This window comes from Casimicrobium huifangae, assembly GCF_009746125.1.
Taxonomy (GTDB): Bacteria; Pseudomonadota; Gammaproteobacteria; order Burkholderiales; family Casimicrobiaceae; genus Casimicrobium; species Casimicrobium huifangae.
Genome location: NZ_CP041352.1, coordinates 2,873,234 through 2,890,193, shown reverse-complemented (window position 1 = coordinate 2,890,193; position 16,960 = coordinate 2,873,234). Strand labels below are relative to the sequence as shown.

General features: G+C 61.8%; 14 protein-coding genes. 4 read left to right on the top strand and 10 right to left on the bottom strand.

Annotated features, from left to right (window positions below; genetic code table 11):
* Nucleotides 1–68: 68 nt before the first annotated feature.
* Nucleotides 69–2,126, top strand: coding sequence for a M3 family metallopeptidase (locus FKL89_RS13040; protein WP_156863223.1), 2,058 nt, complete (start codon nt 69–71; stop codon nt 2,124–2,126).
* A gap of 142 nt (nt 2,127–2,268) precedes the next feature.
* On the opposite strand, the gene gloA is transcribed toward FKL89_RS13040, so the two are convergent.
* The 4 genes from gloA to FKL89_RS13020 form a co-directional block, all read right to left on the bottom strand.
* Nucleotides 2,269–2,655 carry a lactoylglutathione lyase gene (gloA, locus tag FKL89_RS13035; RefSeq protein ID WP_156863222.1) on the bottom strand — a complete coding sequence of 129 codons (387 nt, stop codon included), beginning with the start codon at nt 2,653–2,655 and terminating at the stop codon, nt 2,269–2,271.
* 236 nt (nt 2,656–2,891) lie between these two features.
* Nucleotides 2,892–4,040, bottom strand: coding sequence for an NHL repeat-containing protein (locus tag FKL89_RS13030; RefSeq protein ID WP_156863221.1), 1,149 nt, complete (start codon nt 4,038–4,040; stop codon nt 2,892–2,894).
* 43 nt (nt 4,041–4,083) lie between these two features.
* Entirely contained in the window at nt 4,084–7,110 is a 3,027-nt protein-coding gene (locus FKL89_RS13025) for an FAD-binding and (Fe-S)-binding domain-containing protein (RefSeq protein WP_156863220.1), read from the bottom strand.
* Nucleotides 7,111–7,243: 133 nt separating this feature from the next.
* The gene (locus FKL89_RS13020) at nt 7,244–7,933 is read right to left on the bottom strand and encodes a GntR family transcriptional regulator (RefSeq protein ID WP_156863219.1); all 690 of its coding nucleotides are present in this window, start codon (nt 7,931–7,933) and stop codon (nt 7,244–7,246) included.
* A 125-nt stretch (nt 7,934–8,058) separates the two neighbouring features.
* On the opposite strand from FKL89_RS13020, the gene FKL89_RS13015 reads away from it, so the two are divergent.
* Together FKL89_RS13015 and FKL89_RS13010 are read left to right on the top strand one after the other, a co-directional pair.
* A complete protein-coding gene (locus tag FKL89_RS13015) occupies nt 8,059–9,279 on the top strand; it encodes a pyridoxal-phosphate-dependent aminotransferase family protein (RefSeq protein ID WP_156863218.1) in 1,221 nt (406 codons plus the stop codon).
* A gap of 8 nt (nt 9,280–9,287) precedes the next feature.
* Nucleotides 9,288–10,277 carry a Bug family tripartite tricarboxylate transporter substrate binding protein gene (locus FKL89_RS13010; RefSeq protein WP_156863217.1) on the top strand — a complete coding sequence of 330 codons (990 nt, stop codon included), beginning with the start codon at nt 9,288–9,290 and terminating at the stop codon, nt 10,275–10,277.
* On the opposite strand, the gene FKL89_RS13005 is transcribed toward FKL89_RS13010, so the two are convergent.
* The 6 genes from FKL89_RS13005 to FKL89_RS12980 form a co-directional block, all read right to left on the bottom strand.
* On the bottom strand, nt 10,274–11,215 hold the full coding sequence (locus FKL89_RS13005) for a CysB family HTH-type transcriptional regulator (protein WP_156863216.1): 942 nt from the start codon (nt 11,213–11,215) through the stop codon (nt 10,274–10,276). The genes FKL89_RS13010 and FKL89_RS13005 overlap by 4 nt on opposite strands.
* 23 nt (nt 11,216–11,238) lie before the next feature.
* Nucleotides 11,239–12,270, bottom strand: a complete 1,032-nt coding sequence (locus tag FKL89_RS13000) for a sulfate/molybdate ABC transporter ATP-binding protein (protein WP_156863215.1) — start codon at nt 12,268–12,270, stop codon at nt 11,239–11,241.
* A complete protein-coding gene (gene cysW / locus FKL89_RS12995) occupies nt 12,267–13,160 on the bottom strand; it encodes a sulfate ABC transporter permease subunit CysW (RefSeq protein ID WP_156863214.1) in 894 nt (297 codons plus the stop codon). Before cysW ends, FKL89_RS13000 begins: the two co-directional genes overlap by 4 nt.
* Complete coding sequence (gene cysT / locus FKL89_RS12990; RefSeq protein WP_156863213.1) at nt 13,157–14,086, bottom strand: sulfate ABC transporter permease subunit CysT; 930 nt, start codon at nt 14,084–14,086, stop codon at nt 13,157–13,159. The genes cysW and cysT overlap by 4 nt, the downstream gene beginning before the upstream one ends.
* A gap of 103 nt (nt 14,087–14,189) precedes the next feature.
* Nucleotides 14,190–14,879: an RBBP9/YdeN family alpha/beta hydrolase gene (locus tag FKL89_RS12985; RefSeq protein WP_156863212.1), complete on the bottom strand. Its 690-nt coding sequence runs from the start codon at nt 14,877–14,879 to the stop codon at nt 14,190–14,192.
* 37 nt (nt 14,880–14,916) lie between these two features.
* Nucleotides 14,917–15,936: a sulfate ABC transporter substrate-binding protein gene (locus FKL89_RS12980; protein WP_156863211.1), complete on the bottom strand. Its 1,020-nt coding sequence runs from the start codon at nt 15,934–15,936 to the stop codon at nt 14,917–14,919.
* Between the two features lie 222 nt (nt 15,937–16,158).
* Between FKL89_RS12980 and FKL89_RS12975 the strand changes: the two genes are divergently transcribed.
* Nucleotides 16,159–16,884 (top strand): tetratricopeptide repeat protein, encoded by a 726-nt coding sequence (locus FKL89_RS12975; protein WP_156863210.1) that lies wholly within the window; start codon nt 16,159–16,161, stop codon nt 16,882–16,884.
* The last annotated feature ends 76 nt before the right edge of the window (nt 16,885–16,960 follow it).

Here is a 16,960-nt window from a genome sequence, read left to right as displayed (position 1 = left end):
CATCCTGCAGTACGCGGCACCGACGAATCTGGCGCCTACCCGGCGTCATCAGCATCAGTAAGGTCCCCATGCACAACCCGCTTCTTGCCACCTGGAACGCCCCGTACGGTCTGCCGCCTTTCGCGGAGACGCGTCCTGAACATTTTGGCCCGGCCTTTGCTGCCGCATGTGCAGAGCATCATGCCGAGCTCGACGCCATTGCTGGCAATCCCGAGCCCGCGACGTTCGCCAACACAATCGCCGCGTTCGATCGTGCCGGCTGGAAGTTTGTCCGCTTCGGCGAAATGTTCTGGAATTTGAGCGCTGCCCACACCAGTCCCGCGCTGGAAGCAGTGGAGCGCGAGCTGGCGCCAAAGATTGCCATGCATCAGAGCGCCGTTTACATGCATCAGACGCTGTTCTCGCGCATCGACACCGTCGTAAATTCTGCCGAGATGCAGTTGCTGGCGGACGAGGACCGTCGCCTGGCGGAGCGCGTGCACCTCGACTTCGTTCGTCAAGGCGCACGCATCGCCGCCGACCAGCGTGAGCGTTACGCCGCCATCGTGGGCCAGCTGGCAACGCTGTGCACGCAGTTCTCGCAGAATGTGCTGAAGGACGAAACCGACTGGGTGCTCTGGCTTGAGGACGAAGCATCGCGCGCCGGATTGCCAGCCGATGTCCTCAACTCGGCGCGCGCCGCAGCGGCAGAGCGCGGGCGAGCTGACGGCTGCGCGATCACGTTGTCGCGCAGCTCGGTGGTGCCGTTTCTCACCTTCTCCACGCGGCGTGACCTGCGCCAGGTCGCCTTCGACGCCTGGGTCTCGCGTGGTGCGCATGATGGCCCGAGCGACAACCGTCAGATCATTGTCGATATCCTCAAGCTGCGTCAGGAGCAGGCCGAGCTGCACGGTTACAGAACATTTGCCGATTTTCAGCTGGTGGATCGCATGGCGAAAACGCCCGAGGCCGCGCGCGCGCTGATGCTGCAGGCGTGGGAGCCAGCGAAGGCCACGCTCGTTCGTGAGGCCGCGCTGCTCAACGCAAGCCGCATCGCGCACGGGCAGACTGAGGCACTCGAACCCTGGGACTGGCGCTTCTACGAGGAAAAGGTGCGACAGTCGCACTTCGAGCTTGACGACGCGGTAGTGAAACCCTATTTCGAGCTCGACCGCATGATTGCCGCGATGTTTGGCGTGGCGGGACGGTTGTTTGGACTCAGTTTCAAGGAAGTCACGCAGGCGCCGGGCATCAAGCTTTATCACCCGGATGCACGGCTGTTCGAAGTGCATCGTGAAGGCAAGCTGAAAGCGCTGTTCATCTCCGACAATTTCGCACGTTCGTCGAAGCGCGGCGGGGCGTGGATGTCGAGCTATCGCGTGCAGGGCAGGAATAGCGTGCATGGCGAGGTGGTCCCGATCGTTGGCAACCACAACAACTTCGCCAAGGCACCTGCCGGGCAGCCCAACCTGATCTCGTTCGACGACGTGCGCACGTTGTTCCATGAATTCGGTCATGGCCTGCACGGCATGCTGTCGAATGTCCGCTACGAGCGGCTGGCAGGGACCAATGTCTATCAGGACTATGTGGAGCTGCCGTCGCAGTTGTTCGAGCATTGGGCCCTTCAGCCCGAGGTGCTTGCCGAGTTTGCGCGTCGCTTCGATACCGGCGAGACAATTCCGGAAGCGCTGGTCAAACGTATCCGCGCGGCGGCGAAGTTCGGTAATGGCTTCGAGAGCGTGCAGTATGTGTCGTCTACGCTCACCGATCTCGCGGTGCACTCACGCAGCAATTTCGATGGCTTCGACGTGATGGCATTCGAACAGGAAGAGCTGGCCCGCATCGGCATGCCGCGCGAGGCGCATCCGATGCACAGATTCACGGGCTTCCGGCATCTGTTCTCTGATGCCGCCTACGCTGCGGGTTACTACGTGTATATGTGGGCCGCCGTGCTCGACAACGACGCCTTCGAGGCGTTCGAGGAGGCTGGCAACGCGTTCGACGCCCCAACGGCGAAACGCCTGCACGACTACATCTACTCCGCAGGCAGCTCGATCGAGTCCGCCGATGCCTACCGCGCGTTCCGCGGGCGCGATGCGAAGGTGGAGGCGATGTTGCGGAAGCGGGGGCTGGTGGAGACGGTGTAATTCCCCGGCCGCTGTTCGTCGCAAACACGTAGCCCGGAGAAGCGCAGCGCGTCCGGGAGTTTCTCTACATGCGCTAACGGCACGAATCGATCGACCGCGTTAACAACTGCCTTGACGCGCTTCGCTTCTCAAGGCTACGGCCTCAAGCCTTTGCCTCAATCAACTCAATCTTGTACCCGTCCGGGTCCTGCACGAAGGCGATGACGGTGCTGCCGCCTTTGACCGGGCCGGCTTCGCGGGTGACATTGCCGCCAGCGGCGCGTACGGCATCGCAGGCTGCGGCGGCGTTGGCCACGGCGATGGCGATGTGGCCGAAGGCGGTGCCGATCTCATAGCTCGGGACGCCGTAGTTGTAGGTCAGCTCGATCGTTGCGCCGTCCTTTTCATCGCCGTAACCAACGAACGCCAGTGAGTACTTCTGCTCGGGCCGATCCGTCGTGCGCAAGAGCTGCATGCCCATCACTCGGGTGTAGAAGTCGATGGAGCGTTGCAGGTCGCCGACGCGCAGCATGGTGTGGAGAATTCGCATGGGGTTACCTCTACTCTAAATTTCGAACTGGGTGACGCGGTGGTCGCCTCGGTGTTGTTGGCTTTTCTCTGGAAACCCCATTCAATAAGGGCCCCTGCGTATAAATGGCTATAAGTCGATTTCTGTCATTTTCACGGTATTAGCCCATATAAATTGAGCTTCTTCGGGAAAAGCCAATACCGAAATCGACTCGCAACCATCCCGCCAGACGCATCTGACCACGCCAGCGACGCTGACTACTGCACGCGGCGGAACCGTTGCGCCCGCTTGCCGGTGTCAACCTCGCTGGTGTACACCGATCCTTCCGAGTCGATCGCAATGTTGTGTACCCAGTGGAAGTCGCCGGCCTGGCGTCCGGGGCGGCCGAACGATCCGATCTTTTCGCCGGTCGCGCGCTCGACAATGCGCACTTCGTTGTTGGTGCCATCGGCAATCAGCAGGTAGCGCTGCGCCGCGTCCTCGGACGGCACCAGATCCCAGGTTGAGCCGGAGCCTTGCGTGGCGGCGTCGTAGACGAACTGCTTCAGGAACTCGCCCTTCTTGTTGAAGATCTGCACGCGGTTGTTCATGCGGTCGCAAACGTAGACCAGATTGTCTTTCGTCATGCGCACGCAGTGCACCGGCATGCCGAAGTGTGCCGATTCCGGGTTGTAGTTCGGGAAATTGCCGTCCTCCGGCTTCTTGCCATAGGCGCCCCAGTGCCGTTTGTAGGCACCGGTGGCAGCGTCGAACACAATGACGCGACGATTGCCGTAGCCGTCGGCAACAAACAGCTCATTGGCATCGGCATCAAGCTCCATGTGCGCGGGCCGGCTAAGCTGCGTGGTCGAATTGCTGCCTTCGCTCTTGCCCGGCTTGCCGATCTGCATCAGGAACTTGCCGTCGGGAGTGAACTTGAGCAGCATGCCGTCGGTGTTGGCGTTGCCGCCGACCCAGACGTCGCCTTTCGGGTCAACGTAGATGCCGTGCTCGTTGGCGGGCCAGTCGTAGCCAGTACCCTTGCCACCCCACGAACGCAGCAGATTGCCCGCGCGATCAAACTGCAGTACCGGCGGCGCCGCCACACAGCACTTCGAGCGCGGCGGCGTCAGTGCCGCGCCTTTCTCGTCGTCGGTGAGGGTCAGCGGCCGGTGAATCAGCCAGATGGTGTCGTTGCGGTCAACCGCGATGCCTGCCACCTGCCCAAGAATCCAGTTGTTGGGCAGCGGCTTCGGCCACAGCGCGTCCACCGCGTAGCGCGGCCCGCCTGCAACAGTCGCGCCTTCCACCCTGGCGTGGACGTGCGAATGGTTCCCTGCGGACTGCGGGCCGTGTGCGCAGCCCGCGAGCAGCAGCAGCGAACCCACACTGGCAGTGACGACAGACAGCGAGCGAAGCAATGACATGATGACTCCCCTTCTTTGCGCTCTTGATAATGCGCGGACGAGACTATTGCAGATGTTCGGCCAGAACGCGAATGGCATGTTTCGCTTCACGCGCTGCGCCGTCGTGAATCTGGTGCCGGCAACTGGTACCGTCGGCAACGATGATCGCGCCGGGTGAATTGCGGACGGCCGGTAGCAGCGACAGCTCGGCCATCTGCATCGAGATTTCGTAATGCTTTGAGTCATAGCCAAACGCGCCAGCCATGCCACAGCAGGAGCTTTCGATCAGGTTTGGCTTGACGTCCGGGATCAAGCCCAGCAGCGAGAGCGTCGGGGTCATTTCGCCAAACGCTTTCTGGTGGCAGTGGCCGTGCACGAGGATCGGTGATGCTGCAGGCTTGAGCTTGGCGCGCAGTTCGTCGAGTTTGCCCGCTTTCTCCTCGCGTTCGAGGAAAGTTTCGATCAGCATGGCGTGCCTGGCGACGACGTCCGCTTCTTCGCCCAGGCGCATGGCCGGGATTTCGTCGCGCAGCGTGAACAGGCAGCTGGGTTCCAGGCCGACGATGTCGATGCCCGCTTCGGCAAATTCGAGCAGGGCCGAGAGCAGATAGTGCGCCTGCTGCTTGGCGGCTTCCACCATGCCGACGGCGAGGAAGGTGCGGCCGCAGCAGAGGTTGCGCTCGTCGCGGTCGCCTTGCGGCGTCCAGCGCGGAATGTGAACTTTGTAGCCTGCCGCACCGAGCACTGCAATTGCTGCGTCCACGTTTTCGCGCTCGAAGGCGCCGTTGAAGGTGTCAACGAACAGCACCACCACACGCTCGCCCGCGGCATGGGCGTCGAGCAGTGCGCGGCCACCTACCAGCACCGGGCCGGTCGGCGGCTTGGATAGTGTTGCCCATACCGTGTCGCTGCGCCACTCCGGCAGTGAGCGTTTTGCTGAAAAGCCGAACATGCGCTCACCCAGTTTGGCAAGCCACGGCATGCGATTGCGCGCGTTGAACCAGCCAGGATGCTTTGCTGCAAACGGCGCCGTGATTGGCAATCGCGCGATCAGATTGTCACGAATCGAGAAGCCGTGCTTCTTCTTGTAGTGATGCAGGTGCTCCACCTTCATCTTCGCCATGTCGACGCCCGTGGGGCAATCGCGCTTGCAGCCCTTGCAACTGACGCAGAGATCCAGCGCGTCGTGAACTTCGTCGCTGGCGATGCCATCGCTGCCGATCTGGCCAGAAATCGCCAGCCGTAGCGTATTGGCCCGGCCGCGCGTGGCATGTTGCTCATCGCGAGTCACGCGATAGCTTGGGCACATGGTGCCAGCGTCGAACTTGCGGCAGTGGCCGTTGTTGTTGCACATTTCCACGGCCTTGGCAAACCCTTCCGCCGGGTCGCCACCGGTGCCAGGCCCCGTGGTCTGCTCGGTGACCGCATCGTTCTGCACATTCCACGCACTCCAGTCGAGTGTCGTCTGGATCGGAATTACCCGGTAGTCTGGCTTGAAGCGGAAGAGGCTCGCGTCATCCATCTTCGGCGGATCAATGATCTTGCCGGGGTTAAACAGGTTTTGCGGGTCAAAGGTGCGCTTGATCTCGCGGAACGCCGACGTGATGGCCGGTCCGAATTGCCATTCGACCCATTCGCCACGGCAGAGGCCGTCACCATGCTCGCCGCTGTACGCACCCTTGTAGCGTCGTACCAGCGCACTTGCTTCATCGGCGATGGCGCGCATTTTCGCTGCGCCACCCTCCGGGCCAGCGTGGCGCATGTCGAGGATCGGGCGCACGTGCAGCGTGCCCACACTGGCATGCGCGTACCAGGTGCCGCGGGTGCCGTGTCGGGCGAACACTTCGGTCAACTGCGCGGTGTAGTCAGCCAGATGCTCCAGCGGCACCGCGCAATCCTCAATGAAGCTCACCGGCTTGCCATCGCCCTTGAGGCTCATCATGATGTTGAGCCCGGCCTTGCGCACTTCCCACAGGTTCTTCTGTGGCGCATCGTCGGTCATCTGCACCACGGCACCGGGCAGGCCGAGTGTGCCGATCAGATCAACCAACTGCGAGAGTTTGCGCTTGAGTGCATCGCGATCATCGCCGGAGAACTCCACCAGCAAAATCGCTTCAGGCTCGCCCACCAGCGCCGTGCGGATCGTCGGCGCGAAGGCCGGGTTGGCGAGCGAGAGCTCGATCATCGTGCGATCCACCAGCTCGACGGCCGTCGGCCCGAGTTTCACGATGTGCTGCGCCGAGTCCATCGCCCGATGGAAAGTCGGGAAGTTGACCACGCCGAGCACCTTCGCTTTCGGCAAGGGCGAGAGTGCCAGCGTCAGTGATTTGGTGAAAGCGAGCGTACCCTCCGAGCCCACCAGCAGATGCGCGAGATTGACACTGCCGTCAGCGGTGTAGGGCCGTTCGCTCTGGTTGCAGAAAATGTCGAGGTTGTAGCCGGCGACGCGACGCATGACCTTGGGCCACACACGCTCAATTTCCTCACGATGTTTCGCAGCGAGGGAAGCCGCCAGCGCGCCCAGTTGTTGGGCAGGTCCGGTCGCATCCGCTTGCGGGCCAAACGACGTGACGCGACCATCCGCCAACCAGGCGTCGATACCCAGCACGTTGTGCACCATGTTGCCGTAGGCGATGGAGCGTGAGCCGCAGGAATTGTTGCCTGCCATGCCGCCCAGTGTGGCCTGTGCGCTGGTCGATACGTCCACCGGAAACCAGAGCCCGTGGGGCTTGAGGTAGGCGTTGAGGTGGTCAAGCACCATGCCCGGTTCAACCATCACGGTGCGTGCTTCGGCGTCGAATGCGAGCACGTTGCGCAGGTACTTCGAATTGTCGATGACCAGTGCCACGCCGGTCGTCTGCCCGCACTGGCTGGTACCGCCGCCGCGCGCGAGCACCGGCACCTTCAGGTCGCGAGCGATGTCGATGGCGTTCGTAACGTCGTCCGCAGTGCGCGGCACCAGCACACCCACTGGCATCTGCTGGTAGATCGATGCGTCGGTCGAGTAGCGACCGCGATCAGCGTCGGAGAAAAGGACCTCGCCCTGGGTGTGCTGGCGGAGGCGATGGGCGAGTTGGGGGGCGTCGGACATGGACTAGATCGGTCAACAGTATTTCGTAGTTTTGTAGCCTCGATGCAACGAAGTGGAATCGAGGGGCGATATCGGTTCGGCGAACAATTGCCTCGATTTCGCTATCGCTGCATCGAGGCTACGGGGTTATGACTTAGAGAGATGCGCCGGCCCGATTGAGCTGGCCGCTTCGAATGAGTTCCAGCACTGCATCGCGCTTGTTGTTGAGATGTTCAGTGAGAACAGTGCGCATCGCTGCACCGTCGTGGCGGGCGAGGGCGTCGATCATGCGCTCGTGCTCGTCAACGGCGCGCTGCCATTTTTGCCCGTCCTGATTGGAACGAAAGCGCAGCGCCTGCAGGCGGGCATTGAGCTGGGCATAAGTTCGCGTCAGCACCGGGTTCTTTGCGGCGGCGTTGATGCAGGCGTGAATCTGTGCGTTGAGCGCGTAATAGCGCGGCAGGTCACGCCGTGTGTAAGCTGCGAGCATCTCAAAGTGCAGCGCGCGGATCTCTGCGAGTTCGTCGTCGGTGATGCGCGCCGCGGCAAGCTCGCCCGAATGCGCTTCGAGATTGGCCATCACCTCAAAGGTGTCGATCACATCCTGCTCGCCAAGCGAGAGCGCAACGGCGCCACGGTTCGGCAGCAGCTCGACGAGGCCCTCCGAGGCCAGCATCTTGATCGCCTCGCGCAGCGGCGTGCGAGAGATCTTAAGTTGCTCGCAAAGCTCGCGCTCATTCAGCTTGGCACCGGGCGCAATGGTGCCTTCGATCAGCATGCTGCGCAGCCGGGCGGCCGCCTGATGTGGGAGCGCCTGGCGGGCGAGTTCGATGATTTCGGCCATGCTCTATTTTTGCATACAAATTGACCGAGCTTCAAGTGAGTAGGGATTTATTCCCTTGCGATTCCGGTTGACAAATGAATTTTGTATGCAAAAATGCCCCGTCACTGATCGTGAGATATACCGCCATGCTGCAACTGAATTTCCACCCTGCTGGACGCCATCAACTGTCGATTCCCGGGCCGTCGCCGGTGCCGGATCGCATCCTGCGTGCGATGAGCATGCCGACCATCGACCATCGCGGCCCGGAGTTCGCGACGCTCGGGTTCAAAGTGCTGGCGGACCTGAAGAAGATATTCAAGACCGAGCACCCCGTCATCATCTATCCCGCCTCGGGCACCGGCGCGTGGGAGGCAGCGCTGTGCAACGTGCTGTCGCCGGGGGATCAGGTGTTGATGTACGAGACGGGGCAGTTCGCCACGCTCTGGAAGAAGATGGCCGACCGTTTGGGTGTGAAAACAGAGTTTATCGGCCTGCCAGGTCTGGAGGGCTGGCGACGTGGCGTGCAGGCCGATCTCATCGAAGCGCGCTTGAAGGCCGACACCGGGCACGCGATCAAGGCGGTGTGCGTGGTGCACAACGAAACCTCGACCGGTGTGACCAGCAATATTGCAGCGGTACGCGCAGCCATCGACGCGGCCGGGCATCCCGCGCTTCTCATGGTCGACACCATCTCCGGGCTCGCCAGCGCCGACTACCGGCATGACGAATGGGGCGTGGACGTGACCGTGTCCGGTTCGCAGAAGGGCCTGATGCTGCCGCCGGGCATTTCGTTTAACGCAGTTTCACCGAAGGCGATCGAGGTCAGCAAACACGCGCGCCTTCCCAAGGCGTTCTGGGCTTGGGACGAGATGCTGGAGTTCAACAAGACCGGATACTTCCCGTACACACCGAGCACCAATATGCTGTACGGCCTGCATGAGGCGCTCGACATGATCCTCGGCGAGGGGCTCGACAACGTCTTCGCCCGACATCAACGTCTGGCGCGCGCCTGCCGTGCTGCGGTGAACGCCTGGGGTCTGGAGATCCAGTGCGCTGATCCGGCCGTCTATTCGCCAGTGCTGACCGGTGTCATGATGCCCGACGGTGTCGATGCCGACGCCGTGCGCAAGATCATCTATGACCGCTTTGATGCCTCGTTGGGCACGGGTCTCGGCAAGGTGAAGAGCAAGATGTTCCGCATTGGTCATCTTGGCGAATGCAATGATGTGTCGCTGATGGGTACGATCTGCGCGGTCGAGATGGGGCTCGCCATGGCGGGCGTCTCGCTCAAGGGGAGCGGCGTAGTTGCAGCGATGGCTGAACTTCAGAAGCAGGCGGCTACCACCCGCGCACCAACCCGGAACTAAGGACAACGATGAACAAACCCAATACCACCCGCCGCCAATTGATCAAGGCGCTCGCCGCAGCACCGCTCGCCGGTAGCGGCGCGCTATGGGCACAAGGTACCTGGCCACAGGGGCCGGTCAAGATCGTTGTGGGCTTTCCGCCGGGCGGTGGTACCGATGCACTTGCCCGTGTGCTGGCGCCCAAGCTCACGACCATGTGGGGGCAGCAGGTCATCGTCGAGAACCGTGCTGGCGTTGCCGGTGTGCTTGCGGCCGACGTGGTGGCCAAGTCGACGGATGGCCTGACGCTGCTGATGGGCCATATCAATTCGCATGGCATTGGCCCGGCGCTGAATCCGAAGATGCCCTACAACGCGGAGACCGATTTCTCTCCATTGGCGCTGGTGGGCGTGACGCCGAACGTGCTGATCTGCCACCCGAATGCACCGGCGAAGACGCTGAAGGACATCGTTGCGCTCGCAAAGGCAAAGCCCGGCACGCTGTCATTCGGCTCTGCGGGCAGCGGTAGCGCGCAGCATCTGGCGCTGGAGCTGTTCAAGGTTGCGGCAGGCGTCGATGTGCTGCACGTGCCGTACAAAGGCAGTGCCCCACTGTTGACAGATCTGATGGGCGGCCAGATTAACTATTCGTTCGACACCATGGCGGCGGTGACGCCACATGTCAAGGGCGGCAAGGTGCACGCAGTTGCGCAGACCCGCACCAAGCGCTCGGCGTCCTATCCGGATCTGCCGACTGTTGCGGAGAGCGGCTATCCCGGTTTTGAGGCCACGACGTGGTACGGCATGATTGGGCCAGCTCGCATGGCGTCCGACCTCGTGCAGCGGATCAATCGCGACATCAACACTGCGATGGCGATGCCGGACGTCAAGGAGCGCCTCAATGCAGTGGGTGCTGAAGACGGCGGCGGTACGGCGCAACAGTTTGCCGACTTCATGCGCGCCGAGCGGGTGAAGTGGGCGCGCGTCGTGAAGGAAGCCAACGTCAAGGTGGACGCCTAGATCGCCGCTTCCTCAGCCCGAGGCGTAACGCCGGATTGCACGACACTGCGCGTCAGTGACGGCGCGCACAGCTCGATGAATTTGTAGGCGAAATCGCGCAGATAGTGGCCACGACGTACCGCGATGCGCGTCACGTTGGCCGGGAACAGGTGATCAGCATTGAGCAATGCCAGGCCACGATCTTTGGCCTCGTTGAAGGCACCGGATGCGATGATGCCGATGCCCAGTTCCAGTTCGACGTAGGTTTTAATCACATCGGCGTCGAGTGCCGACAACACCACGTCGGGGTCGAGCGCCGCTGCAGCGAAAGTCTGGTCGATGCGCGCGCGCCCGGTAAACCCCTCGTGATACGTAATGATCGGGTAGTCGGCAATTGCCCGCAAGTTCAGAGGCTGCGCCGCAGCCAGTGGATGCCCAGCCGGTACCACCACCGCATGGTGCCAGGCGTAGAACGGAAACGTCGCCAGCTCTGGCTCGTCAGCCAGGGCTTCAGTGGCAACGCCAATATCTGCCTTGCCTTCAAGCAGCAGCGCCAGCGTCTCTGCCGGACTGCCCTGATGCAGGGCCAGATGGACTTTCGGGAAGGCTTTACGGAACTCCGCTACCACTCGTGGCAGCGCGTAGCGCGCCTGCGTATGTGTGGTGGCAATGGTGAGTTGGCCTTCATCGCGATTGGCGTACTGCGCTGCGAGATGCTTGATGTTCTTCGCATCCAGCAGCAGACGCTCCACGATTGTCACCAGCTCGCGACCGGGATCCGTCAGCCCGGTGAGACGCTTGCCCTTGCGCACGAAAAGCTCGACGCCGAGCTCGTCTTCGAGATCCTTGATGTGCTTGCTGACACCCGACTGTGAAGTGAAGAGCGCATTGCCGACCTCGGTCAGATTGAAGTTCTGACGGACGGTTTCGCGAATGATGCGGAGTTGCTGAAAGTTCATGGGGAAATTGGTGTGCTTGGGTGTCAGGCCGCTTTCGCCAGATCGAACGAGCGCAGCTTTGCCGGCACCAGATGCACCGGTCGGCCTTCGGTCAACTGCAGCGCCTCAAACTCCTGCCGCGTCAGCTCGACTTCGTAGTACTGCGGCGCAGCCTTGCTGTCGGTCAGGTGTTGCGCCTGCAACTCAACGCGTGCGGAGCTACCGAAGGCATGAATGCGACTCACACGCGCGGCAACGCCAGCGTTACCGGCAAGGCCGAGATCAGTGACAATGGTGGTCTCGTGCGGGCGCGCGTAACCCACGGCGGAATCGCTGCCGGCAAGAGGGAAGCGGTTGGCTGAACCGAGGAAGCTGTAGACGAAAGACGACGCAGGATTGCGGTACACCTCGTCCGGTGCGCCGACTTGTTCGACCTGCCCCTGGTTGATCAGCACAATGCGGTCGGACACTTCCACCGCCTCATCCTGATCATGGGTCACAAAGACGGAGGTCACGTGCAGTTCGTCATGCAGGCGACGCAGCCAGCGGCGCAGTTCCTTGCGCACCTTGGCATCGAGCGCACCAAAGGGCTCGTCGAGCAGCAGCACGCGCGGCTCGACGGCGAGCGCGCGGGCAAGCGCGATGCGCTGGCGCTGGCCGCCCGAGAGTTGCGCAGGGAAGCGGTCACCGGCCCAGTCAAGCTGCACCAGCTCCAGCAGTTGGTGCACCTTTCGCCTGATTTCACTCTCTGCCGGCCGTGTCTTGCGTGGACGGGCGCGCAGGCCGAAGGCCACGTTGTCAAACACGGTCATGTGCCGGAACAGCGCGTAGTGCTGGAACACGAAGCCGACTTGGCGTTCACGCACATGGGTGTCGGAGGCGTCATCGCCGTCAAGCCAGACGCGACCGCTATCCGCCGTCTCGAGTCCGGCGATGATTCGCAGCAGGGTTGTCTTGCCGCAGCCCGACGGGCCCAGCAGGGCGACCAGCTCGCCGGTCGGAAAGTCCAGCGACACATCCTTCAGCGCCTGAAAGGTACCGAAGGATTTTTGCAGGTGTTCAACGCGAATGCTCATGAATGGGCGTCCTCTTGTGCGGCAGCGATGGCCTTCGCCTGGCGCCACTCAACGAAAGTTTTGAGAATGAGGGTTACGAGTGCCAGCAGGGCGAGGAGCGAAGCAACCGCGAAGGCCGCGGCAAACTGGTATTCGTTGTAGAGAATTTCGATGTGCAGCGGCATGGTGTTGGTGAGCCCGCGAATGTGCCCGGACACCACCGACACGGCGCCAAATTCGCCCATCGCTCGGGCGTTGCACAGGATCACGCCGTAGAGCAGTCCCCACTTCACGTTGGGCAGCGTCACCTGCCAGAACACGCGCCAGCCGGAGGCGCCAAGCACCACGGCAGCTTCTTCCTCTTCCTTGCCCTGCGCCTGCATCAGCGGGATCAATTCGCGCGCCACAAAAGGAACCGTAACGAATACGGTTGCCAGCACAATGCCCGGCACGGCGAAAATGATCTTGATGTCGTGCTCACGCAGCCAGCCGCCGAACCAGCCGTTCAGGCCGAAGACCAGCACGTAAATCAGCCCGGCGACCACCGGGGACACCGAGAACGGCAGATCAATCAGTGTGATCAAGATCTGCTTTCCGCGAAAGTCAAATTTGGCAACCGCCCACGCCGCGGCGACACCGAAGACCACATTGAGCGGCACTGCAATGGCAGCTGCCAGCAGAGTGAGTTTGATCGAAGCAATCGCATCGGGTTCGACGATGGCTGCGAAGTAGACTTCCCATCCCTTGCGCAGTGCTTCGGCAAAGACGGAGATCAGCGGCAGCAGCAGAAACAGCGCGAAGTAACTGACGCCGAGCCCGACTAGCGTCCACTTCACCCATGCCGGATCACGGGTAGCTGCGCGTGTCTCGAAGCGGCCATAGCGATGCCCGGCCGCAAACAGGCCGTTCATGGTTGTCTCCCGGAGCGGCGCGCGCTCCACGCCTGCAGCAGATTGATCGCCAGCAACAGCACAAACGAGAAAAACAGCATCACCACTGCCACCGCAGTGGCACCGCGATAGTCATATTGTTCAAGTTTGGTGATGATGATCAGCGGAGTGATCTCGGACACATACGGCATATTGCCGGCGATGAAGATCACCGACCCATACTCTCCGACTGCCCGGGCGAACGCCAGCGCGAAGCCGGTGAGTAGCGCGGGAAGCACCGCCGGAAATATGACTTGCGCAAAGGTGCGCAGACGAGACGCACCGAGACTTGCAGCGGCTTCCTCAAATTCCGCGTCGTGGTCCTCAAGCACCGGCTGCACGGTTCGCACCACAAAGGGCAGACCGATAAAAACGAGCGCCACAAACACACCCAATGGTGTGAACGCCACTTTGACCCCAAGCGGTTCAAGCAGGCTGCCGAGCCAGCCGTTCTTCGAATAGAGAGCTGTCAGCGCGATGCCGGCCACAGCAGTGGGCAGCGCGAAAGGAAGATCCACCAGGGTGTCAATCAGCTTGCGACCGGGAAAGTTGTATCGGACGAGTACCCACGCAAGCAGCAAGCCAAATGCTGCATTGAGTAACGCGGCGGCCAGTGCTGCACCAAAGCTCAGCAGGTAGGTAGCAACCACCCGTGGCGCAGCAACTGCTTCCCAGAATTGGGGCCACGATAACTGCGCAGTCTTCAGAAATAGTGTCAGCAGCGGAATGAGGACTACCAGCGACAGATAAGTCAACGTGATACCAAGCGACAGTGAGAAGCCCGGAAGCACGCGTTGCGCCGATCGCCGACGCGGTATGCGGTGTATGGCAGCGAGGGCAACATTTTTTGGAGAGGACTGTCGTCGGATTGACGTCCAAGGACGTAGTGCGGAGGTGCTGGCGGTCATGGAAACTGCGGCGATGAAGATGAAAAGTTAGATCTGTTTGAGCGATTGCCAACGTACTGAATTGGTACTAGCGTATGCATATTTCGCATAAGCAAGCGACAGTTCATCCAAACCACTGCCGCGCCAACATCCGCTCGCCACGCTGGCCATGTGCGTGCGAATACCCAGTGTCAACCGCCTCGATGTGGCCAAGTGGTTCGTTTCCGTGTGCGTGCCGCAACCGCTCAAGTACCGCAAGGCCTTGCGGCCAGGGGCCGTGACCCGACTCGACATTGATATGCCCGGCGCGACCGATGCATTCGAACTGCGCACCCCAGCGGTCGGCCCAGACGGAGGCGGCCGTCAGCCGCATCCAGGGATCGTTGCTGCTTGCCACCACGACGGCGGGGACTCCGAGACGTCGGTGCGGGAGCAGTGCGGTGATGGTGTCTTTCAGGTCGGTGGTTTGGGTGACCGACGAGCCACCGCTGGTCAGCAGCCCTCGTGGTCCGAAGCGCTCCGGGTTGGCGGGTGCCACCAGCAGCATGCCGGCGACGCGGTCCTCCGGATCGCTTCGCTGAGCAAGTGCCGCCACCGCCGCGAGGCAACCGAAGCTGTGGGCGACCAGCCAGACAGCGCCCACGGCGTCGTCAATCGCTGCACCGACACGGGCCGACCAGGCATCGAGTGACGCGATGGCCCAGTCCGCCTGCTGCACGCGGTGCGCACCTTCGATGCGCGACTCCATCCAGCTTTGCCAGTGGCCCGGGCCGCTGCCATAGAGGCCCGGGATGATGAGCGTCGTCGACTTCATGCGATTGGCGTTGAGCAGGGGTTGCGGTAGCGAGTTACTACTTGCGCGCCGCGATCTGGTCAAACACGCCGCCGTCGGCGAAATGCGTCTTTTGTGCTTTCTGCCAGCCGCCGAACACTTCGTCGATGGTCACCAGTTTGACCGGCGCAAACTGCTTGGCGAATTGCGCGGCCACCTTGGCGTCACGTGGCCGGTAGTAGTGTTTGGCGGCAATCTGCTGGCCTTCCGGGGTGTAGATGAACTCGAGATACGCCTGCGCCTGTTTGCGGGTGCCGCGCTTGTCCACCACTTTGTCGACCACACTCACCGGCGGTTCAGCCAGGATCGAGAGCGACGGTGTGACCAGTTCGAATTTGTCAGGCCCAAGCTCCTTGATGGCGAGATAGGCCTCGTTTTCCCAGGCAATCAGCACGTCACCAATGCCGCGTTCCACGAAGGTGGTGGTGGCGCCGCGAGCGCCGGAATCGAGCACTTTCACGTTGTCGAAGATCGATTTGGTGAAGGCCCGCGCTTTGGCCTCATCACCGCCCGGTTGCCTGAGCGCATAGGCCCATGCTGCCAGGTAATTCCAGCGCGCACCGCCGGATGTCTTCGGGTTCGGCGTGATCACCTCAACACCGGGGCGCGCGAGGTCGTTCCAGTCCTTGATCTTCTTCGGGTTGCCCTTGCGCACCAAAAATACGATGGTCGAGGTGTAAGGTGACGCATTGTTCGGCAGTCGTTTCTGCCAGTCCTGCGGCAGCAGCTTGCCGTTTTCGTAGAGTGCATCAATGTCGTAGGCGAGCGCCAGGGTGACCACATCGGCTTCGAGACCGTCAATCACCGCGCGCGCCTGCTTGCCGGAGCCGCCGTGGGATTGCTTGATGCTGATCGTCTCGTTGGTCTTGGCCTTCCACTGTTTGGCGAAGGCAGCATTTAGATCGGAATAAAGCTCGCGGGTCGGGTCATAAGAGACATTGAGCAGACTGACCTGCGCATGGGCGTGGGGGGCGCCAAGTGCGGCCAGCGCGAACGCTGCTGCGATGCTGGTGAAACGGGGGGCGGTGTTGCGTGACATGCGAAAAGCTCTGCGTGAACAAAAGAAGTGATGGCAGAACAATAGGTTCGACAGCGCTCAAAGAGAACCAAGAAAAATTCACATGCTTAGCAGTTCTCGCACGATGTTGATCGCGGTGGGCTGGCGCAGGCAGGATCTGCCAGCTAGCATCCGAGGTGCGGGCCGTCGTGCGCAGGTGTGTTTGGTGCGACAACCGGCAAGGACTTCCAGGGAGCGCTTCGCATGAAATTCATCCGCCTGTGCCTCATCGTGATCGTTGCAGCGGTCGCTACGCCCTGCGTGGCGGGCGAAGCTGACGCGCAGTTGATGATGGCCCTGCTGTATTGGCGAGGTCGGGCGGTGGTCCGCGATGATCGCGTTGCGTTCGCGTGGATGAGCAAGGCCGCGCAACGCAACAACGCCGAGGCGCTGAATCACCTGGGCAGCATGTATGAGCGAGGCGAGGGCGTTGAGCGTGACGCGGTTCAGGCGCTGCGCCATTTCGAGCAGGCGGCAGAGCTGGGCAGCCCGAGCGGTCAGTTCAATACCGGTCGCGCGTACAACGGGGCCATCGGTACCCGGCGCGACACCATTCGGGCGCGTTACTGGTATGAGCTGGCGGACGCGCACGAGGTACGTGGTTATCCGGCGTTGGTTGGCCCCCATCCGACAGAATCGACGGATGGCGGTAAGCGTCAGCTGCCGGACCAATGCCGGCCTTCGCGCCCGCCAATTCTGGCGATGAATCGCCTGGGACTCCGCGAGGTGAGCGGGCGCCTCTTTTTTGCCGTGGACGGAGAAGGCAAAGTCCGTGGTGTGCGCAATCAAGCGCTATCGGCGCCCGAGTTGCGCTACGAGTCTGTGGCGTGGTTCAGCGAGTCATTGCGCTCCGAGCGTTGTCAGCTCGATGTCGCGATGCGCGGTCGCGCGGTGGTCGTGCCATACCGTTTTGTCGTGACCGGATGGTGAGCTGGGCGCTAAAGCTTGGTCGTTCAACTTTCTATTGAAAGTGACATCTGATAAGGGCTGAGGCGACAGAAAAGCC